The organism is Dermacoccus sp. PE3 (genome assembly GCF_001021715.1).
Classification (GTDB): Bacteria; Actinomycetota; Actinomycetes; order Actinomycetales; family Dermatophilaceae; genus Dermacoccus; species Dermacoccus abyssi.
In genome coordinates this window covers 101,043-124,031 of record NZ_LDCM01000003.1, presented here as the reverse complement: position 1 = coordinate 124,031, position 22,989 = coordinate 101,043, and the positions used below count along the sequence as shown (strand labels likewise).

Annotated in this window: 20 protein-coding genes and 1 pseudogene; 10 read left to right on the top strand and 11 right to left on the bottom strand. The window is 67.1% G+C overall.

The window, feature by feature from the left end:
• Positions 1 to 25: 25 nt before the first annotated feature.
• The 3 genes from AA983_RS08470 to trpS all read right to left on the bottom strand — a co-directional run bounded on the left by AA983_RS08470 (position 26) and on the right by trpS (position 2,435).
• Positions 26 to 733, bottom strand: a complete 708-nt coding sequence (locus tag AA983_RS08470; protein ID WP_047311839.1) for a succinate dehydrogenase cytochrome b subunit — start codon at positions 731 to 733, stop codon at positions 26 to 28.
• 125 nt (positions 734 to 858) lie between these two features.
• A complete protein-coding gene (locus AA983_RS08465) occupies positions 859 to 1,380 on the bottom strand; it encodes a 2'-5' RNA ligase family protein (RefSeq protein WP_047311838.1) in 522 nt (173 codons plus the stop codon).
• Positions 1,381 to 1,391: 11 nt separating this feature from the next.
• Complete coding sequence (gene trpS / locus AA983_RS08460; protein WP_047311837.1) at positions 1,392 to 2,435, bottom strand: tryptophan--tRNA ligase; 1,044 nt, start codon at positions 2,433 to 2,435, stop codon at positions 1,392 to 1,394.
• Between the two features lie 137 nt (positions 2,436 to 2,572).
• Here trpS and AA983_RS08455 point away from each other — a divergent pair, with 137 nt between their 5' ends.
• Both AA983_RS08455 and AA983_RS08450 read left to right on the top strand, forming a co-directional pair.
• A complete protein-coding gene (locus tag AA983_RS08455; protein ID WP_047311836.1) occupies positions 2,573 to 3,343 on the top strand; it encodes a DeoR/GlpR family DNA-binding transcription regulator in 771 nt (256 codons plus the stop codon).
• A gap of 130 nt (positions 3,344 to 3,473) precedes the next feature.
• Positions 3,474 to 5,162: a polysaccharide biosynthesis tyrosine autokinase gene (locus AA983_RS08450; protein WP_052947016.1), complete on the top strand. Its 1,689-nt coding sequence runs from the start codon at positions 3,474 to 3,476 to the stop codon at positions 5,160 to 5,162.
• A gap of 129 nt (positions 5,163 to 5,291) precedes the next feature.
• Here the strand turns inward: AA983_RS08450 and AA983_RS08445 are convergent, their stop codons facing one another.
• Complete coding sequence (locus tag AA983_RS08445; protein WP_047311835.1) at positions 5,292 to 6,407, bottom strand: glycosyltransferase; 1,116 nt, start codon at positions 6,405 to 6,407, stop codon at positions 5,292 to 5,294.
• Positions 6,404 to 7,426, bottom strand: coding sequence for a hypothetical protein (locus tag AA983_RS08440; RefSeq protein ID WP_047311834.1), 1,023 nt, complete (start codon positions 7,424 to 7,426; stop codon positions 6,404 to 6,406). Before AA983_RS08440 ends, AA983_RS08445 begins: the two co-directional genes overlap by 4 nt.
• 81 nt (positions 7,427 to 7,507) lie before the next feature.
• Here AA983_RS08440 and AA983_RS14845 point away from each other — a divergent pair, with 81 nt between their 5' ends.
• Positions 7,508 to 8,524 (top strand): hypothetical protein, encoded by a 1,017-nt coding sequence (locus tag AA983_RS14845; RefSeq protein WP_052947014.1) that lies wholly within the window; start codon positions 7,508 to 7,510, stop codon positions 8,522 to 8,524.
• On the opposite strand, the gene AA983_RS14840 is transcribed toward AA983_RS14845, so the two are convergent.
• On the bottom strand, positions 8,482 to 9,459 hold the full coding sequence (locus tag AA983_RS14840; protein ID WP_052947013.1) for a glycosyltransferase family 2 protein: 978 nt from the start codon (positions 9,457 to 9,459) through the stop codon (positions 8,482 to 8,484). The genes AA983_RS14845 and AA983_RS14840 overlap by 43 nt on opposite strands.
• Positions 9,460 to 9,481: 22 nt before the next feature.
• On the opposite strand from AA983_RS14840, the gene AA983_RS08425 reads away from it, so the two are divergent.
• The 7 genes and pseudogenes from AA983_RS08425 (at position 9,482) to AA983_RS08400 (ending at position 18,452) form a co-directional block, all read left to right on the top strand.
• Positions 9,482 to 10,189 carry a cytidylyltransferase domain-containing protein gene (locus AA983_RS08425; protein WP_047311833.1) on the top strand — a complete coding sequence of 236 codons (708 nt, stop codon included), beginning with the start codon at positions 9,482 to 9,484 and terminating at the stop codon, positions 10,187 to 10,189.
• Between the two features lie 118 nt (positions 10,190 to 10,307).
• Positions 10,308 to 12,581, top strand: a complete 2,274-nt coding sequence (locus AA983_RS08420; RefSeq protein WP_047311832.1) for an N-acetylneuraminate synthase family protein — start codon at positions 10,308 to 10,310, stop codon at positions 12,579 to 12,581.
• Positions 12,582 to 14,606 (top strand): glycosyltransferase, encoded by a 2,025-nt coding sequence (locus AA983_RS15190; protein WP_082128809.1) that lies wholly within the window; start codon positions 12,582 to 12,584, stop codon positions 14,604 to 14,606.
• Positions 14,603 to 15,019 (top strand): annotated as a pseudogene (locus AA983_RS16010) (glycosyltransferase); the annotation flags it as partial. The gene AA983_RS15190 and the pseudogene AA983_RS16010, both read left to right, overlap by 4 nt.
• 6 nt (positions 15,020 to 15,025) lie before the next feature.
• Positions 15,026 to 15,637 (top strand): glycosyltransferase family 4 protein, encoded by a 612-nt coding sequence (locus tag AA983_RS15805; RefSeq protein ID WP_231579572.1) that lies wholly within the window; start codon positions 15,026 to 15,028, stop codon positions 15,635 to 15,637.
• Positions 15,634 to 16,557, top strand: coding sequence for a glycosyltransferase family 2 protein (locus AA983_RS08405; protein ID WP_047311830.1), 924 nt, complete (start codon positions 15,634 to 15,636; stop codon positions 16,555 to 16,557). The genes AA983_RS15805 and AA983_RS08405 overlap by 4 nt, the downstream gene beginning before the upstream one ends.
• The gene (locus AA983_RS08400; protein WP_052947011.1) at positions 16,554 to 18,452 is read left to right on the top strand and encodes an ABC transporter ATP-binding protein; all 1,899 of its coding nucleotides are present in this window, start codon (positions 16,554 to 16,556) and stop codon (positions 18,450 to 18,452) included. The genes AA983_RS08405 and AA983_RS08400 overlap by 4 nt, the downstream gene beginning before the upstream one ends.
• On the opposite strand, the gene AA983_RS08395 is transcribed toward AA983_RS08400, so the two are convergent.
• The 5 genes from AA983_RS08395 to AA983_RS08375 form a co-directional block, all read right to left on the bottom strand.
• On the bottom strand, positions 18,408 to 19,181 hold the full coding sequence (locus AA983_RS08395; RefSeq protein ID WP_187037728.1) for an alpha-1,2-fucosyltransferase: 774 nt from the start codon (positions 19,179 to 19,181) through the stop codon (positions 18,408 to 18,410). The genes AA983_RS08400 and AA983_RS08395 overlap by 45 nt on opposite strands.
• 89 nt (positions 19,182 to 19,270) lie before the next feature.
• Positions 19,271 to 20,278: a glycosyltransferase gene (locus tag AA983_RS08390; RefSeq protein ID WP_047311828.1), complete on the bottom strand. Its 1,008-nt coding sequence runs from the start codon at positions 20,276 to 20,278 to the stop codon at positions 19,271 to 19,273.
• Positions 20,275 to 20,799 carry a DapH/DapD/GlmU-related protein gene (locus tag AA983_RS14835; RefSeq protein ID WP_197078990.1) on the bottom strand — a complete coding sequence of 175 codons (525 nt, stop codon included), beginning with the start codon at positions 20,797 to 20,799 and terminating at the stop codon, positions 20,275 to 20,277. Before AA983_RS14835 ends, AA983_RS08390 begins: the two co-directional genes overlap by 4 nt.
• Positions 20,800 to 20,816: 17 nt before the next feature.
• The gene (locus tag AA983_RS08380; protein WP_047311827.1) at positions 20,817 to 21,719 is read right to left on the bottom strand and encodes a glycosyltransferase family 2 protein; all 903 of its coding nucleotides are present in this window, start codon (positions 21,717 to 21,719) and stop codon (positions 20,817 to 20,819) included.
• The gene (locus AA983_RS08375; RefSeq protein WP_156170303.1) at positions 21,716 to 22,975 is read right to left on the bottom strand and encodes an O-antigen ligase family protein; all 1,260 of its coding nucleotides are present in this window, start codon (positions 22,973 to 22,975) and stop codon (positions 21,716 to 21,718) included. Before AA983_RS08375 ends, AA983_RS08380 begins: the two co-directional genes overlap by 4 nt.
• Between the last annotated feature and the right edge of the window lie 14 nt (positions 22,976 to 22,989).

The window sequence follows — 22,989 nt, the reverse complement described above, 5'->3', positions numbered from 1 at the left end:
TCATGTTTCTCGTGTCTCTCCTAGCTCAGATGATGCCGAAGAGGATGGCAAGCGGCGGAATCAGGAAGCCGATGACGACGATCGCCGCAACGGCGTGCGACACGAGCTTCGCGTTCTTGCGAGCCGACGGGGTGCCCGTGAGGCCCAACGTCTGCGAGGCGCTCCAGATGCCGTGCATGAGGTGCATGCCGAGGGCCACCATCGCGAGGACGTAGATGAGGGCGACCCACCACAGCTGGAAGCTGTCGTGCACGAGTCGGTAGGGGTTCTCGGTCGTACCACCGTCGAAGTTCACCTTGGGGAGGGTGAACTGGATGAGGTGGAAGACCACGAACAGCAGGAGGAAGAGCCCGCCCCAGCGCATCGTCGGCGCGGAGATGCCCTCGATGCCGCCCACGCCGGACTTCTTCACGGCGTACCGCTGCGAACGGGCCTTGCCCGAGCGCTGCCAGAGCTTGACAGCCGAGTACACGTGCGCGACGAGCGCGAGCACGAGGAGCACCTCGGCGAGGATGAGTGCGCCACGGTGCGGGAGCATCGGCTCACCGATCGTGCGCAGGTGATGGGCGTATTCGTTGAACGCGCTCTCGCCCACGAGGAGCTTGAGGTTGCCGTACATATGCCCGAGGACGAAGAGCACAAAGAAGATTCCCGAACCCGCCATGAGGGTCTTCAGGAAGATGGTGCTCCCAGCCTTGCCGGTCCGCTTCGCGGGGAGAGTATTCGTTGCCACGCAGGGCACTTTACGCCCCTGAAACACGCCGGGGACGGCCGGGGTTCCCACCGCAAGCAAATTGTGACCCATTCCACTGATCGGTGAGTGAGCCACGAAGAGGCTGAAAGAGCCCTGGGAGTGGATCAGCCCTCGAGGGCGAATCGCTCCACCGGGGCCCACACGCCGTCATCGTCCTGCAGGTAGAGGTGGAAAGCGTCGACGACGAAGCTCGCTTCGAAGTGCTTGTTCTCCTCGAACGCCCGGTCCAGGGCGTCCTCGTCGAGGTGGTGGGCGATCGTGACGTGCGGGTGATAGCGGAACTCGAGTGGACGCTCGACAGGGCCGCCGCGCACTGCGGCTTCGAGCAGCTCGCAACTGCTGACGCCCTGCGCGAGTTGGACGAAGACCACCGGGGAGACGGGCCGGAACGTGCCCGTGCCACGAAGGATCATCTCGAACGGCTCGGTGCGCGCAGCCACTTCACGCAGGTGGGCCGAGAGCGCCTCGAGGGTCGTTTCGCCCTGCTCCCCCAGGTCCGTCGGGGGCATGAGCGTGACGTGCGGCGGGACTGCGTCGGCCTGCGGGTCGCCAACGTTCCGGCGCATCTGCTGCAGCGCCGAGAAGTAGGGCTCCGGGACGGCGATCGAGACGCCGACGGTCTTCACGACCTCGCTCCTCAGCGGGCTGCCGGGGCGAGCCCGACTGCGTCGTACGCCCTGGCGAGCGTGGCCGAGGCAACCTCACGTGCGCGCTCGGCGCCCTGCGCGAGCACACGGTCGAGCTCCGCGCGGTCATCCATGTACGTGAGGTAACGCTCGCGGAACGGGCCCTGCACCGACGTGACCACGTCGGCGACCTCACCCTTGAGTGCGCCGTACTTGTTCTCACCGGCGAAGCGCTCGACGAGGACGTCGATGCTCTCGCCCGAGAGCGCCGAGTGGATGCGCAGGAGGTTGGCGATGCCCGGCTTGTTCTCCGGGTCGAACGCGACGTTGTTGTCGAGGTCCGTGACGGCGGACTTGATCTTCTTGAGGTTGACCTTCGGCTCGTCGAGCATGCTGATCGAGGCCTTGGGGTCCTCGTCCGACTTGCTCATCTTCTTCGTCGGATCCTGCAGCGACATCACCTTGGCCGTGCCCTCGGGGATGTACGGCTCCGGCACGACGAAGGTCTCACCGAAGCGCGAGTTGAAGCGCTGCGCCAGGTTGCGCGTGAGCTCGAGGTGCTGACGCTGGTCCTCCCCCACCGGCACGGCCTGCGCGTCGTAGAGCAGGATGTCGGCGGCCATGAGCACGGGGTAGGTGAACAGGCCGACGCTCGTGTTCTCCTGGCCGCGCTTGCCGGCCTTGTCCTTGAACTGCGTCATGCGCCCGGCTTCGCCGAAGCCGGTGATGCAGTTGAGCACCCAGGCGAGCTCTGCGTGCTCACGGACGTGGCTCTGGACGAAGACGGCGGAACGTTCGGGGTCGATTCCACCGGCGAGGTACTGCGCCGCCGTCGCGTAGGTGCGCTCACGCAGCTGCGCCGGATCGGGGTTGACCGTGAGGGCGTGCAGATCGACGACACAGAAGTACGGCGTGTAGTTCTGCTGCAACGTCACCCAGTTGACCTGCGCCCCGAGGTAGTTGCCGAGGTGCAGAGAGTCGGACGTCGGCTGCATTCCGGACAGGATGTGCGGGCGCTCCTGGCCCGCCACGAGGGGCGAGGTGTTCTCGGACATGGCGCCATTCTGACACTCGCCGTGAGCGCTGTCGCATCCGAGCAGTGTCGGCAACGGTGTGCGGGCGGATCGCCGGGCGTTCGACTATGTTGGGATCTGTTGGGTCACCCCCGGTTCCAGGGGCACGAGGAGGTCGCATGCTGGCACGCCAACGCCAAGAAGCCATCCTGCGCGGCATTGAGGACGACGGTGGCGTCCGCGTCAGTGAACTCGTCGAGAAGCTCGGCGTCTCCGACATGACGGTGCGCCGCGACATCGAGTTCCTCGCCGGCAAGGGCCTCGTCCTCAAGGTGCACGGCGGCGCCACCGCGATCGGTGACCACACGATCGACGAACCGGGCTTCTCCGTGAAGTCGGCGATGAATCCCGTCCAGAAGTCCGAGATCGCCCGCACTGCGGCGAGCCTCATCGGCCACGGGCAGACCGTCGCGGTGAGCGCCGGAACGACCGCCTATGCCGTCGCCGTCGAGCTGCGCCCGGTCAAACGACTCACCGTCGTGACGAACTCGCCTCGGGTCGCCGAGCTCCTCTACGACCCCTCGCGTGAGGACCAGACCGTCGTTCTCACCGGCGGTGTGCGTACTCCCTCGGATGCTCTCGCCGGCCCCGTGGCCAACCGAGTGCTGGCGGACATGCACGTCGACACCCTCATCCTCGGCATCCACGGCATCGATCTCGACGCCGGCCTCACCACCCCGAACCTCCTCGAAGCCGAGACGAACCGCCTGCTCATCGCGGCGGCCAAGCGCATCATCGTCGTGGCCGACCACTCGAAGTGGGGCGTGATCGGCCTGTGCACCGTCGGTTCGCTCGACCAGGTGGACGTCCTCGTCACGGACGCCGAGTTGGACGTCGAGGCTCGTCGTCTCGTGAGCGACAAGGTCGGGCAACTCATCGTCGCCCAGTGATCCGCTACGTGGCGCCGCACTTCGTGCGGCTGGACGGCGGCCTCAGCGGCGGTCCAACCCGTTTATCCTGAGCGGGTATGTATGACTCTTCACCTCGCCGGCGGCAGCGCCCGCGGCACCAGGAGCTCGTGTGACTGCCCTTGATCTCGTGCGCATCATGCGCGCCAACCTCAAACTGCTCGTTCTCGCTGCCTTGATCGGCACGCTGCTCGCTGCGGGTTACACCCTGACGCGCCCGACGCTCTATTCCGCCAGCTCAACGGCACAGGTCATCGCGGGAAACTCGATCGACGCCAATTCCGCCGTGCTGTCGCAGCAGCTGTCGACGGGCCGCGCCGGCTACTACGCACAGCTCGCGAGCAGTTCGGGTGTGGCGAACCGTATCGCCGAGGAGTCGAAGGGCAGCCTGCGCGCCGGCGAGTTCTCGGTGGTCGGAGCCTCCAGCGAGGGGTCTGCGACCCTCACCTTGACCGCGTCCGCGGCGACGCCCGCCAAGGCTCAACGCGCCGCTGACCTGGCCCGCACAGCGCTCGCCGACGAGGCCAAGTACCTCGAGACGGTCGGCACGGAGGCCAAGACTTCGGTCTACCGCGTCTTCCCCCTGACGGCGGCTGCTCGCCCGTCTGCACCGTCGTCACCGAACTGGATGCGCAACCTCATGGCAGGCGCTGCCATCGGTCTGCTTGCCGGGATCGTCCTCGTCGTTCTGCGTAAGCAACTCGACTCGCGCATCCGCCACACGAGCGAGGTCGAAAAGCTCACGGGCTCCGGTGTGCTCGGCGTCATCCCGAAGGCGCCGACGCTCCAGTCGAGGCGTCGTGGTGGGCTCGGTGAACTCGGTACGACGGCCGAGGCATTCCGCATGCTGCGCACGAACCTGCGGTACATCTCCACCGAACGGCCACCGCGCTCACTCGTCATCACATCGGCGATGCAGAGCGAAGGTAAATCGACGGTCGCGGCCAACCTGGCACGTGTGCTCTCCGCAGCCGGCCAGAGCGTGGTGCTCGTCGACACCGACCTTCGTCGTCCCACCGTCCACGAGACGTTCGACCTCGAGAACCTGGTCGGTCTCACCGAAGTGCTCACCGGCCAGGCGCCGCTCGCATCGGCGATCCAGCAGGGCGACCACAAGAACCTCGCCGTGATCACCTCCGGCCGCGTGCCCCCGAACCCCTCGGAACTGCTCGGTTCGCGCCGTATGAGCGCGGTCATCGAAGCCCTGGGCGAGGAGTACTTCGTCGTGCTCGATGCTCCCCCGCTACTACCCGTCACCGACGCCGGCCTCCTCGCCGTCGCCGCCGACGGTGCCGCCGTCGTGTACCAGCACGGCCGCACGCACCGCGAGCAGGTCGGACTGTGCGCCAAGATTCTCGAGCAGGTCGGCGCGCACTACTACGGCTCCATCCTCAACATGACCCCGCCCAAGCAGATGGGCAGCACGATCTACGGCTACGGCGCCGGCAACTATGGCGGCGCCACTTATGGTTACGGCTACGGCAGCAGCGAGGATCCTTCGGCGGCCACGGCGCCCACCCCGTCCCCCGAGGTTCGCGACCTGACTCTGACGGAGGGACGATCGTCCGCGGATCTGCCGGGCAAGGAGGACGCTGCACGTCTGAGGCAGCCCGCCCCTCAGGCCCCGACGCCACCTGAACCCGCGACTGCGGTTCGCGCTCCGAGCGCCCCTTCCCGAGCGGGAGCCTCCGAGGCGTCCGGGCCGAATGTCGCTCCGCATGGTCGGCAGTCCGGGGAGGCACCCAGCCCCCAGGGGCCCCGCACCCGCCGCGCCCGACGTCGAGCGGATCTCGGCGAGTGACCAGTTCTGCGCCGAGCGTCATCATGAATTGAGGGAGCGGACACCGAACCGGTGTCCGCTCCTTCAGTTTCAGGGCCCCTGTTGTCGGCCCCACCGTGCCGGCTCGGGATGTTGGTCTCAGCTCGTGCCTTACCCGCGTTCGTTCATCATCTCGTCGATGACGGCGTCGAGCTTCGCGTGGAAGTGCGCCTCACCGAAGCTGGCCGCATGGTCGATGATCTCGTCGGCGTCCCAATCGTGGGCCTCGATCTCGTCGAGCGCTCTGGCGATGTCGGCCGCACGCGCTTCGTCGAAGAACACCCCGGATCGTCCTTCGACGACGCTGTCGAGGTAGCCGCCGGCGCGGAGCGCCGCGACGGGCTTACCGAAGACCCCGGCTTCGAGGGGCGTGAGCCCGAAGTCCTCGAAGGACGGCGCGATAACCGCGCGCGCGTGCCGGTAGGCCCAGCGCAGCTGACGGTCTCCCACGTTGGAGACGATGCGGACGTTGTCGGGGGCCTGCGCCTGCAACTGCGCGTCGAGCGGCCCGGCGCCGACGATGAGGAGTTTGTGGTCACGTTCGCGTACGGCCTCGATGGCCTGGTCGACGTTCTTGTAGTGCATGAGGCGCGAGACAACCAGGTAATACCCATCGGCCACCCACTCCTCGATGTCAGGAAGCGGCTCCAGCAGCCCGTCCGGGCTCACGCCGAAGGGCGGGAAGACCACCTCGGCGTCGAAGCCGTAGGCATTCTTGATTCGCTCCGCGATGACCGTCGAGTTCGCCAGGTACCGATCAGCGCCGGCAGCGGCGCGCTTGTCCCAACGCGACAGCGCCGGGGTGAGAGCCGCGAGGATCCACCCGATGAGGGAGCGATGGGCGTCGGCACCGAGGTAGTCGTCGCGGCGGTAGAGCCAACGGGCCGGCGAGTGGCAGTAAACGAGCTTCTGCCCCGTGGTCCGGAAGCCGTGCGCCCAACCGCTCGAGGAGGCCACGAGGACGTCCGCGTCGACGCGGACGCGACTCGATGCCCACGCGAGCAAAGGAAGCGCAGCGCGGTGGTGAGTGCGCAGGAACCGGATGCGGTTCAGGGGCGACGTGACGATCGTGACGTCACGAAACTCCGGATACGTCGTCTCGGCGTTGTAGAGCGTCGTGTAAAGAACCGCATCGGGGAACATCCGCGTGAGAGCGAGCACGACACGCTCCGCTCCCCCGCGCTGGGTGATGTAGTCGTGCGCGATCGCTATACGAGGGTTGGTCATACGGCCTCCAAGGCTGCAGCCACGGCAGCCGCCGGCTGCACCTTCGGCTGCTGCCAGCCTGTCGTCGGTGGTTCCCCCCACTCTGCAAGGTCATATCGTGCCCAGCAGTCACGCACCCACGTCGGTGGGTTCGGGTGCGTCACCCAGGCGGGGAGGCCGCGCGTGGCGGCCTCGAGAGTGCCCGTCGAGAAGATCGAGACGACCGGGCGGCGCATCTCGACGAGCGGGAGCCCACTCGTCTCGAACGTCACGCCGCGCTGGCGCATGACGCGATGGAGCGCTCGCGAGACGAGGTCCTTCTCGTTCGGGTGCGGGCGGTAGTCGCTCTCGACCTCGCGGGCGAAGCGAAGGTAGGTGGCGAGGGCCTCACGCCGCCCCAACTCGGTGCCGTGCAGCTGGCCCAGGACGACGGGACGTTCGTCCACGACATCAAGGGTCGGTGCGGCCGCTGCCTGCCAGAGCAGTTCGGAGCCGACGACGTCGACGGTCACGTCGGGGCGCCGATGGGTCCACACCTCGGCGTCGGCGTCGCACCACGCCAGAACCCGAGCGCCCGTAGAGGCTGGTGGCGACCAGGGCGTGAGCAGGCCGTGCTGAACGAGGAAGAACGGGACATCTCGCTCGAGCGCCCAGGTCTGGATCTGCTCGCTGAGGGGCAGGTACGCACCGAGGGAGGCCACGGCTCGAATCGTCTTTGGCAGCATGTCCGCAGTCGTGAAGTCGAGGTCCTCACCCGCGTAGGCCGCAGGGATCTCGATGCCCGCGGGGGCCAGACATGCCGTCGTGCTGGGATCGAGGAAACGCAACGGCTCTCGAATTGCGGGGTCATAACTCGGGGTCGACCTGTCGAGGACGACGAGAACGCGCGGATCATCGGGGAGATACAGGCGCGCCGCGAGACCACCCGAAGAGTTGGATGGCCGTGCCGTATTTTTCAGACGTCGCATTCCGCGTTCGGCGCGGCGCTGAGAATCGGACCACCTGCGCCACTCGTGCAAGTCCTCGTGTTGCAGGGTCACCCGGGCATTTTACGCCCCAACGGACGTCGGCACTACCGCCCAGTTCGGACGTGACGCGGACCGCACCCGCATACTGAACGCGTGATTCTGCCGCCGTCGCGCCCAGGCGTCCTCCTCGAGGCCCCGACGCTCGTTCTTTCGCCGCACCTCGACGATGCCCTTCTCAGCGCGAGCACCTTCGTGCTCGGCCCCCCGTGCGACGTGTGGACGGTGTTCGCCGGTCGCCCCAATCCGCCGCGCACGACGGATTGGGACGTAGCGTGCGGCTTCCCCGACTCGGACGCCACGATGGCCGCCAGGCTTGCGGAGGACATCGCAGCGTTTGCGGGAACGCCCGCGCGCGTTCGCCGGCTCGACGCCTGGGACGGCGCGTATGTCGAGCGCGACGTGCGAGCCAGGCAGCTGGGCGAGGTTCGAGCCCAGATCGAGGAATGGCTGGACACGCAGGCGCGGGACGCGGTCCTCCTGGCGCCTGCCGGCGCCGGCGTCGAGGTGCCCGATGCTCCGTGGGCTGGTCTGCAGCGACGCGTCGGCCGCAGACGCTTGAGTGTCGCCGCCCCGGTCGGCAGCAACGGCAACGGCGAGGAGAACCCACGCCTCGAGCCGACGACGGCGGGGACGGCACAGGCACGCGGCGCCGGCGCGACGCGCCTCGTGAGGTCAGCCGCGCGGACGGTTGGCCGACTGCCTCTCGCCCTGGCGCGACGGGCTCTGCACACCGAGTACACGCTCCGTCGTCGCCGCGCGACCGCGAGGGGCCGCCTGGCGCCGAACCCCGACCATCTCGCGCTGCGCGACCTCGCCCTGGCCATCGCGGCGGAGCGCCCCGACACGCAGGTCGTGCTCTACGAGGAGTTGCCGTACCTGTGGCACGGCTCCGCGGACGACGCCGTCGCAGGACTCTGCGACACTCGCGACCTCGTCGCCACCCCCTGGGGCGAGCAGGTCGACACCGACGCCAAGTTCGCCCGCCTGCGCGCATACACGTCCCAGATGCCGGTGATGGACACCGCCGGCCGTCTGCTCGCCGCGAGGCATCTCCCGACACGAGAGCGTTACTGGCTGCTCACGCCGTCGTCGAGGCCGACGCCGAGCTGAGGCGTGACCGGTCGGCGGAGCACGCGAAAGGTCAGCATGCCGACGGCCTGGCCGAGACGCAGCCCGGTGCGGGAGGCCACCGCGCGTCGGACCTCACCGTCGGTTCCCGGCAGTGCAGCCCTGGCGGCGAGGGCCGGCATCTTCGAGAGGTCGATGAACCAGTTGGGGTCGCGCAGATGTGGCGACGCCGACCACAGCGCGTGGCGCGCGCACAGCGCGATGTGCATGCGCCCGGCGTCGTAGGCACGCTTGAACGCGGCGCCGTCGGAGGCCCGTCGCCGCTCGGCCAGAGCCATGCCGGAGTGGCGCGCGATCGCGCGACCACTGCGGACGATGCGAAGTGCGAGGTCGTTGTCCTCAGCGCCGGGGAAGAACGTCTGGTCGAACCCCTCCAGCTCGAGGAAGACCTGGCGGGTCATCGCACACGCACCGCCCATGAGAATCGGGTAGTCGTGATCGGCGGCATCGATCGTCAGGGCCGGGTCGGAGCCAGCGTCCAAGAGATGCCACAGGTGTTCTCGTCCCCGGTCGAACTCGGCAGCGGGAACAGGACGCACGACACCGTCGACGACCGGGACGGTGTGCAGTGCGTCGACGGCCGAACGAAGGAAGTGCGGCCCGACGCAGTCGTCGCCGTCGACGAAGACGATCACGTCACCCACAGTGGCCGAGACCCCGACGTTGCGCGCATAGGAGGTGCCCTGCGCACGATGCGCCTCGACGACGCGCACATCGAGACCATTGCGACGCCATTCGGCCACGATCGACTCGGGCGAACGGCTCGAGCGGTTGTCGACGACGACGACGTCGAAGGCCGGAGCCTCCACCTGAGCGCACAGGGCCTCCAGCTGGAGAGGCAAGGTCGCGTGAGCCTCGTGGAAGGCGATGACGACCGAGAGGCGGGGTGGTTTCGCGCGTTCGGTCGGGCGTGACATGCGCCTAACTTATCCTTGCCGAATGCCTGAGTTCACCCCCGCAGTAATCCCCGCACGCGGCGGATCCAAGGGCGTCCTGCGCAAGAACGTCAAGCCGCTGCAGGGCAAGCCGCTCATCGTCTGGACGATCGAACAGGCCCTCGCCACACCGGGGCTCGTGCCGTACGTCTCCACCGAGGATGACGAGATCGCTGCGGTCTCCCGGGCGGCGGGGGCGCGCATCATCGAGCGTCCCGAGGAGCTGGCACAGGACGACACCGCGTCAGAGCCGGTGATCGAGCACGCCGTCGACGTCATCGCGCGCGAGCAGGGGCGCAAACCCGAGCAGGTGATGTTCCTCCAGGCCACCTCTCCCCTGCGCCTCGCGGGCACCCTCGAGCGATGCCTCGCCGAGTTCGCAGCCTCCGGCACCGACTCGATGGTCGGCGTCGTGCCGGCCGAGATCTTCCTGTGGAGCGCCGCGCCGACGGTTCAGGCGCACTACCCCTACGAGGCGCGCCCCCGCCGTCAGGACATCACGCCCGAGCAAATGCGCTATCGGGAGACCGGCTCGCTGTACCTCACGCGCACGGAGGTCTACGAGCGTCACCACAACCGCCTCGGCGGGCGCATCGAGTTGTTCGTCATGGATCCACTGGAGGGCATCGACATCGATGCCGAGGAGGATTTCGTCGTCGCGGAGCAGCTTCTGCGTCGTGCCGCCGAGGAACGCAGCGTCCCCGAGCTGTGAGGGTCAGCGGCGGTTTCGTGTGGTCGGCCGAAGGTAGGTCGCTCGGTAGAATGACGATCGGGATGCTCGCGGATCCGAGCCGCGAATCCCAGGCACGGCAAGGAAATCTGGGAGAAGAATGACGACGATCGACCGGCTCACCGGGCCCTTCGTGGTGGCGGGCCAGGAAACCATCCTGGCGTCGCTCAACAAGATCGGCGAGAACAAGGCGGGCATCGTCTTCTGTGTCGACAGCCGAGGCATCCTCATCGGCTCCTTCTCCGACGGTGACTTCCGCCGGTGGGTGACACAGGCCTCCCCCATCGACCTTCAGCGTCCTGTGTCGGACGCCATGAACCCCGACTGCGTCAAGGTCGCCCACGGTTCCGAAGCCGATCACATCGCTGCGGCCTTCTGGCCGGGCGTCGAGATCGTTCCCCTGGTCGACGAGCGCGGTCATGTCATTGCGGTGGCGCGTGAGGACGCCGGCGCGATGCGTATCGGGCGGCACGTCGTGGGCGAGGGTCACCCTTCGCTCGTCATCGCCGAGATCGGCAACAACCACCAGGGCGACGTGGACCTGGCGAAGCGACTCGTCGACCTCGCCAAGGAATCCGGTGCCGACGCGGTGAAGTTCCAACTGCGTGACCTCGCCACGCTCTATCGCCAGGGAGACGTCGCCTCCAGCGCCGGCGAGGATCTCGGCCCGCAGTACACGATGAACCTGCTGGCCAAGTACTCCCTCACGCCCGAGCAGATGATCGAGGTGCTCGATCACTGCAAGAGCGTCGACATCGATGCGTTCTGCACGCCTTGGGACGAGCCGTCGCTCGAGGTGCTCGCCGACTACGGTCTGCCGGCACTCAAGATCGCGAGCGCCGACCTCACGAACCACACCTTGCTCCGCGCCTGCGCGGCGAAGCATCTGCCTTTGCTGGTGTCCACAGGCATGTCGACCGAGGACGAGATCGCCGCGAGCGTCTCAGTGCTGCAGCGCGCGGGCGCGCAGTTCGTGCTCCTGCAGTGCCAGTCGACCTACCCGGCGCCGTACAAGGACGTCCACCTGCGCTACATGGACCGCCTCGCCGAACTCGGCGAGTGCCCGGTCGGGTACTCGGGTCACGAGCGCGGCATCCACGTGCCGATCGCGGCGGTGGCGCGCGGCGCCCACGTCATCGAGAAGCACTTCACGATCGACAAGACGCTCGAGGGCAACGACCACCAGGTCTCGCTGCTGCCTGAGGAGTTCGCCGACATGGTGGCGCGCATCCGCGAGGTGGAGCTCGCCCTGGGTAGCGGTGCGTCACGTTCCGTGTCGACGGGCGAGTTGATGAACCGCGCGAACCTCGCGAAGTCGCTCGTCGCGACGCGCCCGCTGGCGGCCGGCGAACAGATCACGCGTGACGCGGTGAGCATCAAGGCGCCGGGGCGCGGCTTGCAGCCCAACCGCCTCGAAGAGCTCGTCGGGCGCACCCTGCGTCGCCCGATCGAGGACGGCGACTTCTTCTACGCCACGGATCTCACGGACGCCGTCGCCGAAGGCCGGGCCTACTCGTTCAACCGCCCGTGGGGCCTGCCGGTGCGCTACCACGACGCCCGCAAGCTGCTCGGCTCCGGCGAACACGCCACCAACCCCGATTTCCTCGAGGTCCACCTCTCCTACCGCGACGTCGAGATGGACGATCAGGCGATCGGCGAGCTGTTCGGCTCGAAGTTCACGGGCATGTTCCACACCGTCCACTGCCCCGACCTCTATGCCGGCGACTTCATCATCGACCTCGCGAGCAGCGACGATCAGGTCTGGGAGCGCTCGATCCACGAGGTGCAGAAGGTCGTCGGCATCACCCGGGATCTCGGCCGCTGGTTCGACGGCACGGACGAGCCGGTCGTGATCTGCACGATGGGCGGCTTCACGCGTGACGCCTTCGACGCTCCCGAAGCACGCACGGCGAAGTACGAGCGCATCGCGCAGGCGCTCGAGCGCATCGACGACGACGGCGTCCGCCTCACCGCGCAGACCCTGCCGCCATACCCGTGGCTCATGGGCGGCCAGCAGCATCACAACCTGTTCATGGACGTCGACGACACCGTGTGGTTCTGCGAGCAGTTCGGTCGCCGTCTGACGTTCGACCTGTCGCACTCGAAGCTCGCGGCGAACTTCACGCGCAAGCCGTTCAGCGAGTACGTCGAGAAGCTCGCACCGCTGACGGAGCACCTGCACATCGTCGACGCCGAGGGCGTTGACGGCGAAGGCCCCCAGATCGGTGACGGCGAGATCGACTGGCCCACCACGGCGCAGCAGCTGGACCGCCTCGCGCCGGGCGTGCCGTTCATCCCCGAGATCTGGCAGGGACATGTCAACAACGGCGAAGGGTTCTGGACAGCGCTCGAGCGCCTGGAGACGTGGTTCTGAATGACTGGCGGCCCTCCCCCCACGGCCAGCGGCCACGTGGAACCGTTGGCGCTGTGGATCGCCCCGGTCTCCAACCTCGCCGGGGTGGCCCGGCACATCATCGACACCGCTCGCGCTGGATTGCCGGGATGGCGGCTCGTCGTCGCAGCGCCGGAGGGGCCTTTGCTCGATGAGTTGCGCGCGCTCGGCTGCCCTGTCGTGCCGTTCGAGGTCGACCAGCCGGTTCACCGGGCCGTGGCTGACCTGCGCGACATCATCGGCAAGCTTTCGCCGACGATCGTGCACTCGCACCTGGCCAAGGCGGACTTCCTTTCCGCCATGGCGACTGTCGGCATGCCGGTGACTCTCGTGTCGACCGAGCACCACATCCCCGAGGACCCGTCGGCTCTGCACAGTTCGCGAGGGAAGGCCGTCACCCGCCAGATGGCGCACCACGCGCGTATCCGCCGCTTCGCGCAGCTAATCGCGGTGAGCGATTCGACGAAGCGCGACATGCTGCGTTACTGGAAGCCGAGCGTGCTCATCACGGTCGTCAAGAACGGCGTCGACCGACCGGAGCGAGTTGAGCGTGAAACCGGTCTGCGCCTCCTCTCGCTCACCCGGCTCGACCGTGAGAAGAACCTCGAGATGACGCTGCGCGTGTTCGCGGGCGTCCTCACGAGGCACCCCGACGCGACGCTGACGATCGGCGGTACCGGGCCCCTCGAAGATGACCTTCGCGCCTACGCCCGCGAGCTCGGCATCGACCACGCCACGACCTTCGCCGGATTCATCGACGCGAACCGAGCGATGGCGGAGCACGACGTTCTGCTCCAGCCTTCGCGAGCCGACAACCTCTCCTACACGCTGCTCGACGCGGTGGCCGCAGGCATGGGCGTCGTGGCGAGCAACATCGGCGGCAACCCCGAGATCCTCCCCGAGCACGCGCTCGCTTCCCTCGACGACGTCGCAGCGATGGTCGATGCCGTGATCGATCAGGGTCTCGATCTGACCAAACGCCCGACGCTACCGGACACGATCCCGAGCGTTAGGGAAATGGTCGATCAGGTCCTCGACGTATACGCCGATCTCGGGCATGGAGGGTCACAACTCGCCGAGAGTTTGCGCAATCCCGTGCGGGAGGAGTCTCCCCGCGTCAGCGTCGTCACGGCTTACTACCGCAACCAGGCGACACTCGGCGCCCAGCTTGATGCACTAGTGAACCAACAGGACGCACCACCGTTCGAGGTCATCATCGCGGACAACGAGGGCTCGGTACGCTTGCCGCGCATCGTGGCTCCCTACCGCGACAGACTCGACGTGCGCATAATTCCCGCAACGCGAAAGCGCGGTCAGTGTTACGCGCGAAACGTCGGCGCACGCTCGGCGCGCGGCGAACACCTCGCGCTCTGTGACGCTGACGATGTTGTGGCATCGACATGGGTCGGAGCTCTGCACAGAGAGCTTGAGCAAAGCGACGCCTTGGTAACGGGGCCGCTCCGACTCGATCGGCTGAATCCTGAGATCGCTTGGCGCACCTACCTCGGGCTGACGGACGAGGCGCCCGCGCCGGATCCTGTCGAGGGCCTGCCGTACGAGTTCCTCGGGTATGAGCGATTCGCGGTCGGATGCAACCTTGGCATTCGGGCTACGACGTTCGATCTCCTCGGCGGAATGGACGAGGAGATGCTCGGAGGTTCGGAGGACGTCGACTTCTCCTGGCGTGCCCTTGAGACTGGTCTCCCTCTGGTCGTAGCCCCCGAGGCCGTTGTGGACTACAGGCTCCGCACAAAGCCCCGGGAGGTCTTCCGTCAGCGGCGCGCGTATCAGCGCTCTCAGCTGAATCTGTGGAGGAAGAGCGTCGACGCCGGACGCCCGGTCCGCGGCATGTCGCTACGGTGGGCCCTACAAGAAACAGCCAAATTGCCCCTTTCCTACGTTCCTACGTTCTCCATCTCGGCGAGCGAGCGCTATCGTCGAGCCGCGCGTACCGGGGCGGTGCTTGGCAATCTCCAGGGCCAGATCGAAGAGCGGATACTCCCATGAGGAGAAGGCGAATTGCGCTCCTATCAAATCAAGGCGAGATCGGTGGTGGGGAGGTCATGCTTCTCGCCATCGCGGAAGCCGCCCGAGAGTTGGGTCACGACGTCACCGTCGCCGCACCCGCGACTCCGTCCGAGGTCGCCGACACAGCCCGCACGGCCGGCTTCGTGGTCGAGCGCATTAGGGGCGAGGGCGCACGCTCGTACGCCCAGAATCTTCGTTCGTGGGCGCGTCAACATGACGCGGACCTCCTGTGGTGCAACGGCCTTCGACCGGCGTTCGCCACGGCCGGCCTCCCCCGCCGCGTAGTCCACCTTCACCAACTGCCCGCAGGGAAGACAGCATTGGCGGCCCGTGCCGCGCGGGGCGGAGCCCTCGCGACAATCGTGCCGTCCCACTTCGTGGCCGAACGCCTACCAGGCTTGAAGGTCCTCGAGAACTGGGTCGCACCAGTCGAGGTGAACCGTACGCCACCGCGGGATCCCCGCGTCATCGGCTACCTCGGGCGCCTGTCCGAAGACAAGGGCGTGGGCGTGCTCGCCGAAGCCGTCGAAAAGGTGATCGCTGACGGCCATGATGTCCGGCTGCTCGTCGCCGGGGAGGCGCGCTTCGTTGACAGAGCAACGGCAGCACGCATCGAAGCCAGCCTCAACCGACTTGGTGACCGCGTCGAACGACGCGGCTGGATGGATCGGGCAACGTTCTTCAGTGAGGTCGACTTGGCCGTATTCCCCTCGGTTTGGGAAGAGACGTTCGGTCTCGTCGCTGCGGAAGCCATGGCCGCGCGGTGCCCGTTCGTCGTCTCCGACGCGGGCGCCCTGCCTGAGGTTGTCGGCGCCGACTACCCGTTCGTCGCCCGCGCCGGGAACCCCGATGCACTGGCGGATGCACTCGTTCGCGCGTTGGGAACAGATGGAACGTCGGTGACCGAAAGCTCTTACGTTCGGTGGTCTGAGCGCTACTCACCCGAAGCCGGGCGAACACGCCTCTCCGTGCTCTTGGACTCCGTTCTCAGGGAGGTGCAGCGCTCATGACCAGCGCCTCCCTCGTCATCCCCACACGCGGTGGCGCCCAGCGGCTACCCATCCTCTTCGACGCCCTTCGCCACCAGACCCACACCGATTGGGAGGCCCTCGTCGTCATCGACGGCGACATCGACGACTCGGCGGCCGTCGTCGAGCGTTACGGCGACCTGCCGCTGCGTGCCGTCGTGCTTCCGGAGAACCGGGGACGCGTTTCCGCGCTCAACGCCGGCTTCGAGGCAGCCGAAGGTGATGTGCTCATCCGGTGTGACGACGATTTCGAGCCGGCCCCCGGCCATGTCGCCGCCCACGTGGCTGCCCACGAAGCACACGTCTGTGGTGCCATCGGCCTGCCCCTCAACATCGCGCCCGAGAATGCGTACATGCGTGTCTACGGCCATGACGCCGACGCAGGCAGCCGCCGCGAGGCCTATGCCACCGCGCCGGACGAACGCTGGAAACTGTGGGGCGGTAACACGTCCGTGCGGCGCGAGACCTTTGCCGAGCTCGGCGGTTTCGACACGCGCTATCGGGGATACGGTTGGGAGGACGTGGATTTCGGTTACCGGCTCCACAGTCTCGGGCTTCCGATCGAACTGGTGCCCGACGCAGAAGTGCGTCACCACATGGCGTCGGTGAACACCGTCGCTCGCGCGAACCGTGCTCTGATGTCGGGCAAGGCCCGCCACACCTTCGACCGCCTTCACGGGCAAGGGTCGTCCGGCTCGTCCCTGCGGGCACTCTCCTCGCCGTGGAACGCGGCCGTCGTCGCTGCATCGCGAACGATGACACCCACCACCACGCCCGTCATCGCCGAGGCTGTCGACCGCCTCATCGGCCCGCTGCCGAACAGCATCGGCCGCAAGCTGGTCGCCCTGACGGTCGAGGCTGCCGGGGCGTCCGGTTACCGCTCGGGTCAGGACCGAACATGACCTCGGCAACAGGCCCGGCAACCCCGGCAAAGCGCTCGATGATCCAGGACGTTCGCTACCTCCTCGGCACGTTCACCCCTGCCGATCGACGACGCTTCGTCCTCACCGGCCTCGTACAGTTCGTGCTCGCAACGATGGACCTCCTCGGCGTCGCGGCGATCCTCCCACTCATGCAGATCATGATGGGAGCGCCCCTCGACGAAGGAACCCTCGGCGCCCTGCATTCGCTGCTCGGCAAGCCTTCCCAGCACACCTTCGTGCTCCTCCTGGCCGGCGGGATGATCGCGACCTTCGTCCTGAAGGCCGTGCTGGCCCTCTGGCTCACGTGGTGGAGCGCGCGGTACGTGGCCCGGCTGCAGACACAGACTGCTCGTCGGCTTCTCGGTGCCTACATGTCGGAAAGCTTCCTCACGCACCGTCGCCGCAACACGGGTGAGCTCATCCGGAACGTCGGGACCGCCGTCACCGACGCTCACGCGCGTGTTCTCGGCGGGTTCCTGTCCGCCCTGAGCTCGTTGCTGTCCATCGTCCTCATCGTGGTGCTCTTGCTCGTGGTCTCCCCTGTGCCGACGCTGGTCGCCGTGCTCTACTTCGGTACCGCGGTTCTCCTCCTTCAGCGTCTTCTCGGACCCGCTAACCGCAGAGCGGGCAAGGAAGCCCAGCACACCTCCTGGGTGAGCAGCCACGCTCTCGTCGATGCGATGCACGGCTTCCGCGAGGCTGTTCTCCACAACGCCCGCGGGTACTTCGTCGACAAGTTCGACGTCGCGAACCGCCGAACCGCAGAGGCATCGATGCGGGCCAACTACTACTCGACGCTGCCGAAGTACGTCCTCGAACTCGTGACGATGGTGGGACTCACAACCTTCATCGTGGTTGCGATCCTCACCGGTTCTGCGGATCAGGCGATGCCGACGATGAGTCTCTTCGTCGCGGCGACGGTCAAGATGTTGCCGCTCATGGTCGCTCTGACCGCGACTGTCGGCTTCATCCGTGTGGGCAGAGAGGGTCTCGCCATCACCGTCGACTCTCTGCGGAGCGTCGACGACGGCGTCGCGCGGGCTCCTCGACGTCAAGGCTCTGCCCCGGCCATGCCCCGGGGAGGTGGAGCCATCGCGGTGCATGACGTGAGCTTCCGCTACCCCGACGGTGACGCCGATGTCCTTTCCCACATCTCGTTGCGAGTGCCTTCCGGCTCGTCCCTCGCCCTGTGCGGTATCAGTGGTTCGGGCAAGACGACTCTCGTCGACATCATCCTCGGCCTCATCACCCCCACCTCCGGGACGGTGACGTTCAACGACGTGCCGACCGACACGGCAGGTGACGCGTGGCACGACATCGTCGCTTATGTCCCTCAGGACGTCTACATCACCGATTCGACGTTGGCGGGCAACGTGGCCTTCGGCCTAACCGCGGAGGAACGTGACGAGGCGAAGGTGCGCGAGTGTCTCGAGCGTGCGGCCCTCGGTGGCCTGCTCGACAGCTTGCCCGAGGGCTTGGAGACGCTCGTCGGCGAACGCGGTACGCGCCTCTCGGGCGGTCAGCGCCAGCGCATCGGCATCGCCCGTGCCTTGTACCGTGACCCGCAGGTCCTCGTGCTCGACGAAGCCACCTCCGCACTCGACAACGAAACGGAACACCAGATCACGGCCACGCTTTCCGCTCTGCACGGACACATCACGACGATCCTCGTGGCGCACCGCCTGTCGACGGTGCGCGATGTCGATGCCCTGGCCTTCCTCAGCGAAGGTCGCGTTGCGGCCCTGGGGACGTTCTCGGAGGTCGTCGAGGCCTCGCCCGAGTTCGCTCGGCTCGTGGCCCTGGGCACGTTGGACGGAGCCACGGATCGATCAGTCGGCGAGCGCCCAACCACCGGGAATGTGACGCACGACTGACCATGTCGGGTCGAGCTGCCAGGCGACGCCGTCATTGATGTCGCGGCGATGGAACCGCGGAGCCCAGACGAGTTCGTGGTTGTCGCCGTGCAGGACATTGCTGACGTAGGCGCCCCAGTAGGAGAACGACGAGTTGCCGAGAATGAGCCGACGCGCCGATGCGAGGCGTACAAAGTGGTCCATCGGATCGCCGTTCGGCCCGTGCCAGGCCACGTCTCGACCTTTGTCCGCCAGCCAGCTCAGGTTTCGACGACACCACTCGGCATCATCACTGACGACGTTGATGCGTTCGATCGGCCCTTGTCGCCGGGCACCGTCGAACGCCACGCGCACATAGGCATCGATGTCGAAGCCGTACAGGGCGTGCCATCTGGGGTCGGAGTAATAGTCGCCTCGGCGTACGTTGATCGTGAGGCTGCGGTTATCCGAATCTGCTGCGCGTGCCCCTTCGAGTCGCGGCGCGGTGAGAATCCGCTGCCTTACGAAGTCCTCGAGGACGTCCCGCGGGTGGAGATCCCACTCCTGCCCCCAGACCAGAGTGCGCGCGCTGAGCAGTCCGATCTCCGATCGATCGATGAGAAGGTCGCGAACGGTAGGGAACTGCGCAAGCCAAGGGTCCATCGCGGTCGTCCGCATCGTCCACGCATCGCGCCCCGCTCTCCGCTCAGCGTGGGCCCACAGCCAGAAGCTCAACATGTTCCCCACGCCGATGCCGCTCTCGGGCGGCATGTTGACGAGCCGCGAACTGCGCCGACGCGCAATGCCCAGCCCAGCGCGAACCATCGCCCCCGGCCACTGCCTCACGTTCGGAAGATCCCTCACCACAGCCCTTCCAGCTGCTGCGCACGGTGCCGAAGGGTGTGCTCGGCGAGGGTGCGACGACGTGCCGCTTCCCTCAATGCAACGAAGCCTTCCGGTCTTGCCTCCACTCGGCGGGCGATCTCAACGAGTTCCTCGGCGTTCTCGAACACCAACACTTCCTCACCAGTAACGTAAACCTCGCTGACGTCGGCTCGGTCCACGAGCTGCACGCCGCCGCTGCCGGCAGCCTCGAACGTGCGCATCGTGAATCCGTCCTGGTCGCCGTGAATGTTGAGCGTGGCAATCGAGTTCCGCATGATCGCGTGTGCGACGGGTCCCGGCGTGTCACGACCGTTCGGCAAACCACTGGAGGAAAGGCGCCACGTACGAGCACGATCGAAGGGATGGTCCGACCACCCGCGTCCCCACGCACGCACCGGGATTCCTGCCTCGTGCAGGGCAAGAAGCGCGCCGTGACGCTTGGGAGATGGCGCGCCGAGAAAGCTCACGACACCGATTCCCTCGGTGCTCGCATTGGGCTCGGCCGTGTCGTCATAGCCGAGCGGAACGTGGAGTGCCTCGATCCCCTCGGCCACCAAAGCCTGCACGTCGAGTGGGCTGTAGCTCGCGATGCGCGCGTACTTCGAAACGAGCGAAGCATCGAACGCCGTCCTCCGCATCTCGTCGTACATCCACACGACCACGGGTCGCCCACCTGCGGACGCGACCTGCCAGAACTCCTCCGTGAGCGTGTCGCCGCGAACGACGAGGACGACGTCCGGCGCCACGTCGCGGACGCGCTCGGCCGCCCGCCGTGAAGAGGTGTCCGCGGATTGGTGCGCGTCGCCCCCGACGAGCTTGGTCGGCAGCTCGTAGCGCAGCTTGTTCCAGACCTTCTCGGTCGTCGAGTCAACCGCGTCGTAGCAGTACGTCACGGCGTCGTAACCGAGCTTCTCGAACGCTCGCGCGATCGCTGCGTGGTAGCCGTGGAAGCTCGGCGACACGATGAGCATTCGCCGCGTCATGCGGTCACTGCCAATTCACGCGCGGGCACTCCCCCGACAACAGCGCCCGCAGCAACGTCACTAATCACCACGGCACCAGCGGCGACCGTGGCCCCGTCCCCGATCGAGACACCGCCCAGCACGACGACGTTCTGGCCCAGGAACACGTCGTCACCAATGGTGATCGGTCCCGTCCCGTGAACCTGGTGTCGGTCGCGGCGGTCGTGGTCGGTCGTCGAGACCATGACGTTGTCGGCGAAGACGCAGCCGCGTCCGATGACCACGGGGTCGATCGAATGCAGGTGTGCGCGGTGTCCGATGTAAGTGTCGTCTCCGATCCGCAAGGCCGAGACCTCGTTCTCCGTGGCAAGCCACGCACCGTCACGCACCAGCACGCCGTCGCCGAGGTGGATGCGATCAACGCCCCGGAGATACAGGGGTGCCATGATCACGCTCCCCGCACCGAGCCCGCCGAATGCTCGACGCAGAATCGGCGCCCGGAGTTGGGCCCGGCGATAGCGCAGGCCGGCGCCCTTCTCCACGAGAAGTTGTGCCACGTTCATCGACGGTTCCTCCAGGCATGACGGACAAGAGAGATCTGACGCTCGTAGCCGCCGCGGGCGTCCACGTCGCGCCCAGCGAGCGCACGCGCCGAGTTCCACGCAAAGTTGACCACGGCCGCGGAGCCGAGCCCGAGGGCGAGGCCGGGCCCGCCGTGCCACTTCTCGTGGTAGCGCAGACGCGCGTCCATGAGCCACTGCGAGCGCCGAGCAGAATCGGACGATCCGCCACCGATGTGGCGAATGAGTGGGGCGGGCAGAATGACGGTTGGGAGGCCGCGACGATGCAGGCGGCGCTGGAGGTCGACTTCTTCACAGTTCATGAAGAAGTCCTCGTCGAAGCCACCGACTGCGCGGAAGGCATCCGCCGGCATGAACAGGCAAATGCCCGTTGCCCAGTCCGTCGGCATGGCCACTGGCGCGTCCCACGATCTGAGGTCGTTACCGAGTTGCTTCTCGAACCACGGCCGACCGTGGAAGCGCGCAAGCGGCTCGAGGTTCTCGAGGACGACGTGGCGTGCGCGCGGCCAGAGCCGTCCAACGCAGCGCGAACCGAACGGCTCCTCCACGCGGGTGGCGACGACGGCCGGCATCCATGGCTCCGCGCCGTCGACCAGCTCGGCGAGGAAGCTCTGCTCGATCGTGATGTCGCTGTTGAGTACGAGCAGGAGATCGTGCTCGGCAACCGCGACGCCGGAGTTGACCGCCGAGCCGAAACCCCCGTTGCGGTCGCGACGAACGACGTCGCACCCGTCGGCTGTGAAGGGCTCAGGGGACGCGTCATCACTGACGATCACCTGAACGGCTCCGTCGTAACGCTGTGCGGCGAGCTGCGCGAGGAGATGCCGCGTCGGTTCCGGGCTGCCGTAGTGCGGCACGACGATGCTGAGCGCCGGTCTCACAGTGTGGCTCCTCGGCTCGGTGACGGCTGGTGCTTCTTGGGTGAGGTCTGCTCCGGATCGACGAACTCGAGATGCTGCCAGGCCCACACGTCGTCACGCTCGATCGGTGTGCCGAGGCGGTACGCGACGGCGATGCCGAGGATGAGGAAGGCAGCAGGCGTCATGAGGGTCTCACCGAGCTTCCACGCGCAGACCATCATGGCGATCGTCGCGCCCTCGGCGACGAGCAACTCGCGACTGATGTGCAGGCGACGATCGAGGAGCCCGACGCCGAGCAGGAGGAACACCCCTGTGACGATCCACAGGTTCGGATAGCCACCCTCGACGAACGCCTGCACGTACGAATCGTGGAACCACTGCGGTCGCGTTCCGATGACGACCTGGCCCTCGTTGAGCCCGAGTCCGTACCAGGGAGTGATGTCAGCCTTTGCCTGCATCGCCAGTTCGACCTGTTCGCGATACCAGTCACTTCCCGTGCGATCACCGAACACCTTCGACTCGGCCAGGTTGTTCACCGCCCACGTCAGGGTGGCGAGGCCGAGGGCCGCGTAGATGAGCCGATAACTGACGCCCACCCGATTGCGGAACGCCAACCAGGCAAGTGCTCCCAGGTAGGCAGCGATGGACGTGCGCGATCCCGTGGCGAACAGAAACCCGAAGGAGACGACGACCCATGCGAGGCTCGTGAAGCGACCTCTCAAAGCCAGGAGCCCGAGAATGCCCCAGACGACGTAGTACAGGCCCGCGACGTTCTTGTCGCCGTAGAAGCCGGTGAGATACGGGGGGTAGTTGTTCGGTGTGAGGCCGGCGTAGAACAGCGGAACGTTGACCACGGCACCCAGGCACCCGCCGATGACGAGCGAGCGCACGTTGATGCGCCCCGTGGCCAACACCGAGCACAGGAGCAGAAGCAGGGCGAACTTGCCGGTGCGCTGCGTCCAGGGCTGGCCGTTGAGCATCGAAACGGCCACGAGGAACACGAGCAGCGCCATGCCGAGCAGAAAGAGCAGGCTGCCCCATTTCACCTTCAGCGTCGAGGGCCGAAAGACACCCACGGCGATGACCGCCACCGCCGCGGCCACACCGCCCGGCAGCTTCGCGGTGATCGGGTAGCCCGCCCACATGAAGAGGAACCCGAGAAGGCAGTCGAGCAGCACGATGGGGCCGGCGAAGGTGCGCACGCTGTGCCCGACGGCCAGGAGACGCCGCTCGAGGGCACCGGATGGGGCGTCGTGGACGGACCTGTGCTCCTCCATCGCGCCCGGCTCTG